Annotated in this window: 11 protein-coding genes; 9 read left to right on the forward strand and 2 right to left on the reverse strand. The window is 41.1% G+C overall.

Annotated elements, in window-relative coordinates:
• Positions 1-8 precede the first annotated feature (8 nt).
• From FNT16_RS12850 to FNT16_RS12880, 7 genes are all read left to right on the forward strand, one after another.
• Positions 9-284, forward strand: coding sequence for a hypothetical protein (locus tag FNT16_RS12850; RefSeq protein WP_143871961.1), 276 nt, complete (start codon positions 9-11; stop codon positions 282-284).
• Between the two features lie 16 nt (positions 285-300).
• The gene (gene proQ, locus FNT16_RS12855; RefSeq protein WP_246072223.1) at positions 301-1,011 is read left to right on the forward strand and encodes an RNA chaperone ProQ; all 711 of its coding nucleotides are present in this window, start codon (positions 301-303) and stop codon (positions 1,009-1,011) included.
• A 76-nt stretch (positions 1,012-1,087) separates the two neighbouring features.
• Positions 1,088-3,139 carry a carboxy terminal-processing peptidase gene (gene prc / locus FNT16_RS12860; RefSeq protein WP_143871962.1) on the forward strand — a complete coding sequence of 684 codons (2,052 nt, stop codon included), beginning with the start codon at positions 1,088-1,090 and terminating at the stop codon, positions 3,137-3,139.
• A 66-nt stretch (positions 3,140-3,205) separates the two neighbouring features.
• Positions 3,206-4,585 carry a sodium-dependent transporter gene (locus FNT16_RS12865; RefSeq protein ID WP_143871963.1) on the forward strand — a complete coding sequence of 460 codons (1,380 nt, stop codon included), beginning with the start codon at positions 3,206-3,208 and terminating at the stop codon, positions 4,583-4,585.
• 41 nt (positions 4,586-4,626) lie between these two features.
• A complete protein-coding gene (gene pepN, locus FNT16_RS12870) occupies positions 4,627-7,224 on the forward strand; it encodes an aminopeptidase N (RefSeq protein ID WP_143872966.1) in 2,598 nt (865 codons plus the stop codon).
• Between the two features lie 63 nt (positions 7,225-7,287).
• On the forward strand, positions 7,288-7,521 hold the full coding sequence (locus FNT16_RS12875; RefSeq protein ID WP_143871964.1) for a DUF2835 family protein: 234 nt from the start codon (positions 7,288-7,290) through the stop codon (positions 7,519-7,521).
• Between the two features lie 97 nt (positions 7,522-7,618).
• Positions 7,619-9,202, forward strand: a complete 1,584-nt coding sequence (locus FNT16_RS12880) for a hypothetical protein (protein ID WP_143871965.1) — start codon at positions 7,619-7,621, stop codon at positions 9,200-9,202.
• A 100-nt stretch (positions 9,203-9,302) separates the two neighbouring features.
• On the opposite strand, the gene cspD is transcribed toward FNT16_RS12880, so the two are convergent.
• A complete protein-coding gene (gene cspD / locus FNT16_RS12885; RefSeq protein WP_143871966.1) occupies positions 9,303-9,518 on the reverse strand; it encodes a cold shock domain-containing protein CspD in 216 nt (71 codons plus the stop codon).
• 224 nt (positions 9,519-9,742) lie between these two features.
• Between cspD and clpS the strand changes: the two genes are divergently transcribed.
• A complete protein-coding gene (clpS, locus tag FNT16_RS12890; RefSeq protein WP_143871967.1) occupies positions 9,743-10,063 on the forward strand; it encodes an ATP-dependent Clp protease adapter ClpS in 321 nt (106 codons plus the stop codon).
• 40 nt (positions 10,064-10,103) lie between these two features.
• Complete coding sequence (gene clpA / locus FNT16_RS12895) at positions 10,104-12,377, forward strand: ATP-dependent Clp protease ATP-binding subunit ClpA (protein ID WP_143871968.1); 2,274 nt, start codon at positions 10,104-10,106, stop codon at positions 12,375-12,377.
• A 66-nt stretch (positions 12,378-12,443) separates the two neighbouring features.
• Here clpA and infA read toward each other — a convergent pair whose 3' ends face one another.
• Complete coding sequence (gene infA, locus FNT16_RS12900) at positions 12,444-12,662, reverse strand: translation initiation factor IF-1 (protein WP_017445978.1); 219 nt, start codon at positions 12,660-12,662, stop codon at positions 12,444-12,446.
• Positions 12,663-12,689 lie beyond the last annotated feature (27 nt).

Below are 12,689 nucleotides of genomic sequence, written 5' to 3' on the forward strand. Positions count from 1 at the left end.
ACGTACAGGTGAAAGAATTAGTTTCGGTACATGAATTTTTAGTGCAGCCTGATGACCTATCAGATTGGCATTTAGAAAGTGAACTGGCAGCAGATAACTATAATCAAGTTATCCACTGCTTGTATCAAAATGCTGATGAAGATATTGATACAGAAAAATTAACAACTCAATTGGCGAATGTGTGGCAAGCCCTTGCAGCCGATGAGTATTTAACAGAATTTGAAGATGAAAGTGAAATTGTGACTTGGGTTGAAGAGTATTTAGCTGTTCAGACTAAGCCATAACCATGGTGAATATTTAATGCAACAAACAACCCAACCAAATCAAGCGGTAAAAAGTGAAAACCAGATGGAAACAATGAAACCGGCAGAGCAAGAGCAGCCAAACAAAATTAAAGACACGCAACAGGTTATTGCCTATTTAGCGGAACGATTTCCAGCGTGTTTTAGTGTTAAAGGCGAAGCTAAGCCCCTTAAAATAGGGATATTTCAGGATTTGGCGCAAGCGCTGGATGAAGACGATAAAGTTTCGCGTACAAGCTTAAGGGCCGCACTGCGAAAATATACTTCGAGCTGGCGTTATTTGGAAAGCGTTAAAGTAGGCAGTTCCAGAGTCAACTTGCAGGGCGAAGCGGACAGTACTATCGAAGCTGAACATGCCGAACATGCGCAAAAACAGTTATTGGAGAGTAAACAGCGGGTTGCTGAACGACGAAAACAGCAAAAAGCAAATAACCCGAATGCCAATAAAAAACCATTTCAAAAACGAAAGTTCAGTAGTAAAAAAGAGCAAAGCAATACGTCGAAAGGTAAAGTGGTTCGTCAAGCACAAGATAAACCGAAACCAAAAGTACAACCTATCAGTGGGCCTTTGACTGTTGGTATGTCTTTGCACGTGTCTTTAGGGAACTCTCCAGTTAAGTGTACACTCAGAGAAATTAATGGTGATGATGTTGTTGTCGAAACGATGACAGGCATGACAATTAAAACAGAAAAGAAAAATTTGGTTTAAACTATAAGTATTTTCTGTGATTGTTTGAAGATTAATCTGTTTTGAGTAATGCAGCGTAGAAGTATAATTTGGAGTAATGTGTATGAAAATGCCGATTCGCAGCATGCTGCTGGCATCTGTTGTCGCGTTTAATTGTAATTTATATGCGGTAACGACTAATAGTGATTCAAATAGCGAAGCTATTGAGTTGCCTGTTTTAGAGCAGGAAAGCCAACATGCTATGGCGAGTAAGCGCATTTATCAGCTATTTACACGTGAACACTATAAGCGTTTTGAAATGGACGATACTTTTTCGAAAAAAGTATTTAAACGTTATATCGATCAATTGGATTACAACAAACAGTTTTTCTTACAGGCCGATATCGACGCATTAGCAGCGCATCAAAATAAATTTGACGAGGCCTTTTATCGCGGCAAACTTGATTTCGTTTACGATATGTACGAGTTAAATTTGCGTCGCCGTAAAGAAATGTATGAATACGCTTTGTCATTATTAGATAAAGAGATGAAGTTCGATAAAGACGAATTTTATTACTATGATCGCGAAGATAAATCTTGGGCAGGTTCATTGGAAGAGCTCAAAGTATACTGGCATCAACGTGTTAAATATGATGCGTTAAATCTCAAACTAGCAGGGAAAGAATGGCCAAAAATTCAAGAACTGCTCAGCAAAAGATATAAGACGGCGATCAAAAGGCTCGCTCAATCTCAAAGTGAAGACGTTTTTCAGGCTGTGATGAACGCCTTTGCTCGCAGTATCGAAGCGCATACCAGTTATTTGTCTCCTCGCAGAGCGGATCGTTTCGAAATGGAAATGAACCTTTCGCTAGAAGGGATCGGGGCTGTGTTGTTTGCAGAAGACGATTATACAGTCATTAAAAGTTTGGTACCGGGTGGTCCGGCTGATAAATCACAACAAATTAAACCTGAAGACAAGATAGTTGGGGTTGCCCAAGGTAAAGATGAGTTTGTAGACATTATTGGATGGCGATTAGATGATGTGGTCGATCTGATTAAAGGTCCTAAAGGCACACAAGTTAGATTGCAGCTATTAAAAGGTGATACAGCAGACAACCAACCGGTGATCGTTTCTTTGGTTCGGGATAAGATTAAGCTGGAAGATCGTGCGGCAGATGTCAAAGTGTTTGTACCGGAAGAGGGTGATTACAAAGGCCGCAAGTTAGGCGTTATTGAAATTCCGAGTTTCTACTCTGGAGTCACGCGCGATGTGGTTAAACACTTGGGTGAATTACAAGAAAAGGATGTAGAAGGCATCGTTATTGATTTGCGTGGCAATGGCGGTGGCTCATTACCGGAGTCCATCAACTTGACAGGTTTATTTATTGAAAAAGGCCCAGTTGTCCAAGTGAGAAGTGTGGGCAATCGTGTTGATGTACAGCAAGACCGAGATCCTCGAGTCTTTTACGATGGTCCACTTATCGTGATGGTAGACAGGTATAGCGCATCCGCTTCAGAAATTTTTTCTGCCGCAATACAAGATTATGGCAGAGGATTAGTGGTCGGCGAACAAACTTTTGGTAAAGGGACAGTGCAACAACATAGATCGCTTAAAAAACGATTTGATTTATTGGACAAACCGCTGGGCCATATCCAATATACTTTTGCAAAGTTTTACCGCATAAACGGTGGTTCAACTCAGCATCGAGGGGTGATACCGGATATTGCTTTCCCTTCCCCTATCGAGCCGAGTGAATGGGGTGAAGCTAAAGAGGAAAATGCACTACCTTGGGATAAAATTGCAAGTGCAAATTATCAACAGTTGAATTTGATTGATCAGGGTAAAGTAGAGAAGCTTAAGCAACATCACATCGAGCGCATTAAAACTAATCCTGAATTTGCCTATATTTTTGAAGATATAGCTGAGTACCAAGAAAACAAAGATAAGAAGTTTGAATCGTTAAATGAAGCGATACGAATTGAAAAGCGTGATGAAGCGAAAGCAGAGCGTTTGAAAAGGGCAAATGAGCGACTCAAGCGCATGGGTAAAGAGCCTGTCGAATCGGTTGACGATATTCCAGAAGATATCAACGAATATGATGTCTTTTTACATGAGGCTGCAAATATCATGTTCGACTATATTGGCAAGGATGCACTTGCCAAAAGCTAACTGAAAAAGCTCTGTTTACAGAGCTTTTTTGTATCTAAATTATTATAAAACTCATCGGAGAGAGTCATGTCTGCGAACCATAAAGACATCGTACATGGCCAGTGGTCTAATCGATTCGCATATATTTTAGCGGCGACCGGTGCTGCCGTCGGATTGGGTAATATTTGGAAGTTTCCATACATTATGGGGGAGAATGGCGGAGGCGCTTTTGTGCTTGTTTATCTGCTCTGCATTGCGATTATCGGTATCCCTGTCATGATAGCGGAAGTTTATGTCGGTAAAAAAGGTCGACAAAGCCCAATGCGGGCGGTCGCTAAAGTCGCTAAGGAAAATAACGCACATCCTCTCTGGCAGTCCTTTGGTGCGATGGGGGTTTTGGCTGGTTATTTAATTTTGTCTTTTTATGCTGTTATTGCCGGTTGGGCATTTGCCTATGTATTTAAAGCCGCAGGTGGCAGTTTTGTCGATGCTTCGCCGGAATATTTAAGTGACACCTTTGCTTTGTTTTTAACTTCGCCAGTGCAGTTAATCTGTTGGACCAGTGTCATTTTATTGATAACCGTTATTGTTGTGGCAAAAGGTTTGCAAAATGGATTGGAGAAAGCCACCCGTTTTATGATGCCTGGCATGTTATTCTTATTGTTAGTGATTGTGGTTTATTCCGGCTTTTATGGCGAGTTCGCACACACTGTAGAATTTATGTTCGCACCCGATTTTAGTAAGCTCACAATTAATAGTGTTTTGACCGCATTAGGGCATTCTTTTTTCACTTTAAGTTTGGCTTCTGGTGTGATGCTGATGTACGGTGCGTACTTACCAGAACAAACATCAATCGTTAAAACCTCAATTTGGATTGCAATAGCTGATACGCTGGTTGCACTGTTAGCCGGTTTGGCTATTTTTCCTATCGTGTTTGCCAATCAGCTAGAACCTAGCGCAGGGCCTGGATTGATATTTCAGACATTGCCGTTAGCGTTTGGTCAAATGCCTGCGGGCCGGGTTATTGGAACATTGTTTTTTGTGATGCTGGTTTTTGCCGCATTTACATCAGCCATCGCGTTAATTGAGTCCAGTGTTGCTTGGCTGGTCGAGCGGCGAGGGTATAAGCGACCACAAGCTGCGGTATTGGCAGGATTTGGTTTATGGAGTTTAAGTTTATTAACTGTCTTTTCATTTACCGGTGAATCATGGGCACTGGTGAGCTTTATGGGCGAGGGCAAAACTTTATTTGACCTGTTGGATTACTTGACTGCTAATATCATGTTACCTATTGGTGGGTTATTAATAGCTTTGTTTGCGGGCTGGAAAGTCCATTCAAACAGCTTTGAAACTGAATTGGCATTAGCACCAGTGACATATGCTGTACTTCGAGTGCTTCTCAAATTTGTAACGCCTTTGATCATTATTCTTGTATTTGTAAATTTGATCGGGTTGGTAAAATTTTAATATGTCTTATGACATAAGGTGTTTTTTGTATGAAAAATGAAATGACTGCTGCGCGCGCGAAATATTTAAAAGATTACACAGTACCGCCTTTTTTAGTTGATGAAGTCGAGTTGGTATTTGAATTAAATGGCGAACAAACAATTGTTACCTCGACAGCACAATATAAGCGAAACGGTCAGAATAACGCTGACTTAGTGTTAAATGGTGAGCACCAAAAATTGCTGCAAGTTTCATTAGATGGGCAGGTTTTAGCACAAGAGAAATACCAGTTAACAGAGGAAACACTGACCTTAACTGAGCTACCTGAGCAATTTACATTGACGATAAAATCTCAAATTGATCCGGTTAATAACACTGCTTTAGAAGGGTTATACTTGTCTGCCGGCGCATATTGTACTCAATGTGAAGCAGAGGGGTTTAGGCGCATCACGTATTATCAGGATCGTCCTGATGTGTTGGCTAAGTTTACAACTCATATTATTGCAGATAGAAAAAACTTCCCTTATTTATTGTCAAATGGCAATAAAGTAAATGAAGTTGAACTGGAAGATGGACGTAGTAAAGTGACTTGGTTCGACCCATACAAAAAGCCTTGTTATCTTTTTGCCTTAGTGGCCGGTGATTTTGACGTTTTACGGGATGTCTATACGACAAAAAACGGTAGAAATGTCACTTTAGAGCTATTTGTTGACAAAGGAAACTTGAAGCGAGCACCACATGCGATGACATCGCTAAAACAAGCGATGGCGTGGGATGAATCACGATTCAATTTAGAATACGATTTAGATATATATATGATTGTCGCGGTCGACTTTTTCAATATGGGGGCGATGGAAAATAAAGGCCTCAATGTTTTTAATTCTAAATGTGTGTTGGCTGACAGTGACAGTGCAACCGACAATGATTACTTAAGTATTGAATCTATCGTCGGGCATGAGTATTTTCACAATTGGACGGGCAATCGTGTAACTTGCCGTGATTGGTTTCAGCTTAGTTTAAAAGAAGGGCTAACCGTCTTTAGAGATCAAGAGTTTAGTATGGACTTGGGCTCGCGTGCTGTAAATCGAATTCAACAAGTTAAGGTTATGCGAGAGCACCAATTTGCTGAAGATGCCAGCCCAATGTCTCATCCGATACGTCCGGAATCTGTCATAGAAATGAATAATTTCTACACAGTGACAGTTTATGACAAGGGTGCTGAAGTGATTCGCATGATGCATAGCATATTGGGAGAGGATAGATTTCAGCAGGGTATGCAATTATATTTTTCTCGTCATGATGGACAAGCGGTGACCTGTGACGATTTTGTTGCGGCGATGGAGGATGCATCTGGGGTTGATCTCACTCAGTTTAGATTATGGTATTCACAAAGTGGTACGCCAGTTGTAAAGGTAGAAGAAGCTTATCTTGCAGCGGAAAACAAACTTAAGTTGACGATTAAACAAAGTAATCCACCTACGGCCGATCAAAAGATTAAACAACCGTTGCATATACCGATCAATATTGCTTTTTTTAATACCGCAGGAGAGGCTTTAGATGTCTCAGGTGGCGCTGAACAAGTTGTTAATTTAACAGAGGCTGAACAGACGTTCGAATTTTCGACCGAAGTCAAACCTTATTTCAGTCTGTTGCGTGACTTTTCAGCACCCGTTAAATTAGTTTATCAATATTCGGATGATGCGTTAGCCTGTTTAATACCAGCAGAAAGCAGTCAGTATACAAAGTGGGAGCTGATGCAGAATTTGTACATTAAACATATTACTCAGGGTATTAAGGATAGTAGCTATCAGTACCCAAGCATTATTTGTGACATACTGGCTGCTTTAATACAAGATGCGTCAACTGATAAAGCTTTGTTGGCTGAAATACTAAAAGTACCGAGTTTTGCTTCTATTATGGAAACAATGGATACAGTTGACGTAGATGCAGTGATTCAGGCGCGCAAATCGCTCGAACAATTTATCATTAAAAACTTAAATGATCAGCTGGTTAGTTGTTATAACAAAAATCACGCCCAAACATATGAGTATCACCAAGACGCGATCGCAAAACGAGCGCTCGCCAATAGCTGTTTGTTATTGCTCGCCGCGAGTGATGAAAATAATGATGTGCGCACAATCATCGAGACTCAATATCAAAATTCAGACAATATGACGGATACGTTAGCGGCCATGCAAGCGGCTAGCTTAGTCGGTGGCTCACTATTTAAAGACATAATGCAGTCATTTGATGAGAAGTGGCGTGGTGATGCATTAGTGATGGATAAATGGTTCTCTGTACACGCACGCTGTGATTCAGAGCAAATACTACAGAACCTAGACGAATTACAAAATCATCCAGACTTTAACTGGAACAACCCAAACCGGGTGCGTGCTTTGATCGCGCAGTTTGCCATGTTTAATCATAGCCAATTCCATCATAAAACAGGTCGGGGGTATCAATATTTGGGGCGAGTGATTGAGCGTCTGAATACCAGTAATCCGCAAATAGCCGCGCGTATGATAACGCCTTTAATTCAATTTAAAAAGCTAGACGAACCGCGGCAAGTGCTGATAAAAGCAGAATTAAGCCGTTTGTTTGAACTCGATAATCTTTCAAAAGATTTATACGAAAAAATTTCTAAAACATTAGACCTGTAGCTAAATCACTCGATAAGATGCTGGGGTAGCTCGCTGCTCCCCCAGCATATAATATAGACTCAAATGACAACCGCATTTAAAGCTTACTTTTTCTCACTTAATATTACCTATGTCGAATGTTACAACTTGTACACGGGGATGCTTAATGATGTGCTCTTAATCAGTGAAGATGGCGTCAAGGTGCAAGTTCCGGTAAATCGATTAAAAGCGCATATTGACAGTCGAGGTATTGTTGGTCGGTTTCGACTTTTAGTTGATCAGCGTAATAAAATAATTGCTTTTGAAAGATTGCGTTAATGTGCGCTATTTAATATTTTAATTAATCAAACCTAGCATTTCTGTCAATTTAGAATAAATTTAATATTGCAAAGAAAAATAAAATACAGGCATTATTATGTTGAAGAGAAAACTAAGTGTAATCAGCGCAGCTTTGTTTTGTACTGCGTGTTCCGTTGAAATACAAACGGATGATCATGATAAGCAAGAGCCGCATGATTATCCGGATCAAGTCGAAACCACTGCAGAAAAAATCTTTCCGGTTGGCTTAGCCGCTTCATCCCCATTTATTGACGAAATAGACACACAGACAGATACATCTGCGGCCAGTGCGCAACGGCCGCTTGGCACTGTTCCGCATTATATTTGGGCGACCAGACGAATAGCTAGAGTACTTAATGGCATGACGCCATTGCGCGATGATTTTATGGTGGAAGCTTTTTATCGGCGTGGTCACAATGCAAATTGTTTTGGCCCCGAAATCGCTTACCAAGGTCATGTCGATGCAACGAGTTCTGATATGGAAGATGGCACTTTACCATCTGGTGATGTTGGCATCTGGTTAACTTCTGCTGACAATGGACAAGCCTGTTCAGTTGCACAAACCAATAGTTTACTGCGCGGCGTACAAAGTCAAAGTCGAATGGCCTTAATGACATTGGCGAGTATGGTATCGACTGCAATCGCGGAGGGAGAAAGTTTACCTGCAGATGAAGAGTCTTTAGATTTAACCGTGGCAATGGATAACCTAGGTTTATCGGATATCAATTTTACTTCTGCAGTTATCAGCAGAGCGGATGATGCATGGGTGTACAGCGTAGAGTTTGCCTATCAGGTTGACGGTCATGACTATGATATTTGGTTGGAAATGAACCATATGCCAGGCTCAGACATCTCGATATATGATGGAAATCTCAGTTATTTGGTAGAAGGTGAGGTTGGCGTCGCGGGCATTGAGTTTCAAGGGGGAAACTGTGCTTTGGATGAAAGAAGTTTGGCTGGTTCACTCAGCTATAGTCGCGATGGTAGTGATATCGCGTTGCAGGCTCGAACCGCAACATTATGTGGCCACGATGTCAGCAATGCATATAATGCGGATGGCTTAGTTGATGTAGACAACCTGTATGATAGTGTTAGTAATCCAGATGGTTGGAGTGAAAACTTTGCTATTTTTGGCGCTAATTTTTCCCAACAAACGATAGAAGGTGAATACACCTATGTGTGGCAAGCCGGTGCCCATGATTCTCATAGTCGAATTATAACGGTTGGATTAAATGATCCTGATTTAGCCAATGGTGAAGCACATTATGGATATGGGGATACAATAGACAATACTGATGGTTGGATCAAAGGGTTTATATGTAACTGGGCGGGTCCGAACAATGATCATACATTACAGCCTTATACGCAAAGACAACATATCGATTATGATGAGTCGACCGGCCTCTATGACGGGACAGCTCATAGAGCCAATATAGCCTATGCACCGACCAACAGCTGTGACTATGATGGCTTAGCTAGTTTTGTATTTGACATTGATGCAAGCGGGGCTTTGGGAGACATCGCAGACGAAAGTGCGGATCTCGCTTACGCTAACGATTTATGGGCTTCAAGTGATACAACGCTAAGCGTACCTGAAGCGCTGCAAGCAAGGGGCATTGATGTGCCTGAAATACCTTTTGGCTGGCCTGCTGATGAATGACGGTAGTAGGGTTGTCTATCTTGTATGAAGACTCACTATGAAGACCAACAAAAAAAGCAGCTTAAGCTGCTTTTTTTATCTCGTGTTTTTCAACGGTCATTTATTTAACCATATCAGATAATTTGATGTTGGTTGCATGCAGTCCTTTTGGACCTTCTTCAAGTTCAAACTCAACTTCTTGGCCGGCTTTTAGAGTGCGGTACCCATCCATGCTTATTGTCGAGTAATGAGCAAACACGTCTTCTTCTTTGCCTTCTGGTACGATGAAACCAAAACCTTTAGCATTGTTGAACCATTTTACTTTACCTGTAGCCATACTACTATTCCTTCTGAATCTTGAACAGGGTCGATTTAAATAATCGCGACTTGAGTCGAAATCTGAATACCGCTTGAAAATCAGATAAAGCGACTACATATCAACTGTAGATAAATTACGCATCTAGTCAAGTTAAATTGAGCTAATTAAATAAAAAAAGCGTATATTTGACGAATAAGGTAAAATCTTTGTGCATTCGGTAAATCGCGAGCTATATTTGAATTATGAGTAAACAGAATAACCCTGAATTTGATCATGGGGAATTAAAGGAAGCGGTCAGGCAGGCACTTAAGCCGCCACCATTATATAAAGTTATATTAAACAACGATGATTATACCCCAATGGATTTTGTGGTTGAGGTATTGACGAAGTTTTTTAAGATGGATACTGAAAAAGCAACGCAAATCATGTTGACTATACATTATGAGGGTAAAGGAGTTTGTGGCACCTTTACTTTTGAAATAGCCGAAACAAAAGTGGCTCAAGTTAATCAGTATGCGCGTGAGAACCAGCACCCCTTGATGTGCACTATGGAACAAGCGTAATGGTAAGGACGCAAAATTTTGTTAGCCTGTGGAGTACCTTATGCTAAATAAAGATCTAGAAACAACGTTAAACGAAGCTTTCAGAGACGCAAGACAGCACCGTCACGAGTTTATGACGGTAGAGCATCTATTACTGGCGTTGTTGAGTAATCCTGCTGCTAGAGAAGCGCTTGAAGCGTGTGGTGCTCAACTGGAGCAAATCCAGCAAGAACTTTCAACTTTTATTCACGAAACTACCCCTGTTATTCCTAAAGATGACACAGAGCGCGAGACTCAACCTACTTTAGGTTTTCAGCGTGTCTTGCAGCGAGCCGTGTTTCATGTGCAGTCTTCCGGTAAATCTGAAGTAACCGGAGCCAATGTGCTTGTTGCGATATTTAGCGAACAAGAATCACAAGCTGTTTATTTATTGAAAAAAGCAGACGTATCAAGACTAGATGTTGTGAACTTTATTTCTCATGGAATCAAAAAAACCGAGAATGAAGATATCAATGAATCGCCAGCAATTGAAAGTGAAGAAAGCAGCGAGGCTGTTGAAGGTGGCAGTGTATTGCGCTCTTTCTCTACAAATTTAAACAAAGAAGCGGAACAAGGCAAAATAGACCCGTTAATTGGACGAGAAGCAGAACTAGAGCGTACTGTTCAGGTTTTATGTCGTCGCCGTAAAAATAATCCTTTATTGGTCGGTGAAGCCGGTGTTGGCAAAACCGCTATTGCGGAAGGGTTAGCTTATCGAATTGTCAATAACGATGTACCTGAAGTTATTGAGAAAGCGACAATTTACTCTCTGGATATGGGGGCTTTGTTAGCAGGCACTAAATATCGAGGCGACTTTGAAAAACGCTTTAAAAATTTATTAAAAGAACTGGAGAAAGATCAGCAAGCGATTCTCTTTATTGATGAAATCCATACCATTATTGGTGCTGGTGCTGCATCTGGTGGCGTGATGGACGCGTCTAATTTGCTCAAGCCTCTGCTATCGGGTGGTAAAATCAAATGTATTGGTTCAACGACCTATCAGGAATTCCAGGGGATTTTTGAAAAAGACCGAGCTTTGGTTCGCCGCTTTCAAAAAGTAGATGTGACTGAACCGTCGGTTGACGATACGACGAAAATACTGATGGGGTTAAAATCGCGCTACGAAGAACATCATGGTGTTCGGTTTACCCACAAAGCAATGCGTGCAGCGGCAGAATTGTCTGCCAAATACATTAACGAGCGTAAGCTACCAGATAAAGCAATTGATATTATTGATGAAGCCGGTGCAAGCCAGCGTTTATTACCGGTGAGCAAACGTAAAAAAACGGTAAATGTGGCAGACATTGAACAAATCATTGCAAAAATAGCACGTATTCCTGAAAAATCAGTTTCGTCTTCAGATAAAGCGGTGTTAAAAAATCTTGAACGAAACCTTAAAATGGTAGTGTTCGGCCAGAACCCTGCAATAGAAACATTGACCTCCGCGATTCGATTGGCCCGTTCTGGTTTACGTGATGAAACTAAACCTATTGGTAGCTTTTTATTCGCAGGCCCTACAGGGGTGGGGAAAACCGAAGTAACCCAGCAGTTGGCAAAGGCACTTGGTATTGAACTAATTCGCATCGATATGTCTGAGTATATGGAGCGTCATGCAGTTTCCAGATTAATAGGCGCGCCTCCGGGGTATGTTGGTTTTGATCAGGGGGGGTTATTGACCGATCAAGTTATCAAACATCCGCACTCAGTCGTTTTATTGGATGAGATTGAAAAAGCACACCCAGATGTCTTTAATATCCTGTTGCAAGTGATGGATCATGGCACGTTAACCGATAATAATGGGCGTAAAGCTGATTTTAGAAACGTGGTATTTGTCATGACCACAAATGCGGGGGTACAAGAAACAGCTCGTAAATCTATTGGTTTCCAGCAACAGGATTACAGTACAGATGCCATGCAGGAAATCAATCGAACCTTTACACCCGAGTTTCGCAACCGATTAGATAATATTATCTGGTTTAATCACTTAACACCGGAAATTATTGTTCAGGTGGTTGATAAGTTTATTGCCGAACTAGAATCATTATTGGATAAAAAAGGTGTTGCACTTAATTTGCAAAGCGATGCCAGAGAGTGGTTAGCGGAAAAAGGTTATGATAAAGCGATGGGCGCAAGGCCGATGGCTCGCGTCATACAAGAAAACTTGAAAAAACCGTTAGCGAACGAATTATTGTTTGGTGCGCTCAGTAAAGGCGGAAGTGTAACTATTACTGTAAATGGTGATGAACTCAGTTTTCAGTATGAAAGTGAACAAGCCGAAGCTGAGAGTACAGACTAAACGGATTGTATGGTGTGGTGAGCAAACAATGTGTGTTTGATAATAAACACACATTGTTTTACTGTATTAACGCTGGCGGAAAACGATACGACCCTTAGACAAGTCGTATGGCGTCATTTCAACAGTAACTGTATCGCCCGTTAAAATTCGAATATAGTTTTTACGCATTTTTCCTGAAATATGCGCTGTCACAACGTGACCATTTTCAAGTTCAACCCGGAACATAGTATTAGGTAAAGTGTCTAAAACTGTACCTTGCATTTCAATGCAATCTTCTTTCGCCATTCAGTTAAAAACCTCAGTATTTTAAGC

The sequence above is a fragment of the Catenovulum sediminis genome (assembly GCF_007289895.1).
Classification (GTDB): domain Bacteria; phylum Pseudomonadota; class Gammaproteobacteria; order Enterobacterales; family Alteromonadaceae; genus Catenovulum; species Catenovulum sediminis.